The organism is Bittarella massiliensis (ex Durand et al. 2017) (assembly GCF_017566145.1).
GTDB classification, from domain to species: domain Bacteria; phylum Bacillota; class Clostridia; order Oscillospirales; family Ruminococcaceae; genus Bittarella; species Bittarella massiliensis_A.
Genome location: NZ_JABFCL010000340.1, coordinates 1 through 213, shown reverse-complemented (window position 1 = coordinate 213; position 213 = coordinate 1). Strand labels below are relative to the sequence as shown.

Here is a 213-nt window from a genome sequence, read left to right as displayed (position 1 = left end):
AGCCCAGACTGCCGTCTGTACGGCAAAACAGGCTCTGGAAAGGTAAACGGACAGAATGTCAGCGGCTGGTTTGTCGGCTATGTCGAAACCCCAGATAACACCTGCTATTTTGCCACCAACCTCCAGGACAGCGCCAACGCCACCGGCCCCGCAGCAGCGCAGCTGACCCTTTCAATCCTGCAGGATATGGGTATTCTACAATAAAAAGAAGCG

At 54.5% G+C, this 213-nt stretch carries 1 protein-coding gene; it reads left to right on the top strand.

Features of this window, described 5'->3' with window-relative positions:
- Positions 1-204: penicillin-binding transpeptidase domain-containing protein (locus HJY11_RS14585; protein WP_279571118.1), on the top strand; the 204-nt coding region annotated here is incomplete at its 5' end.
- Positions 205-213 lie beyond the last annotated feature (9 nt).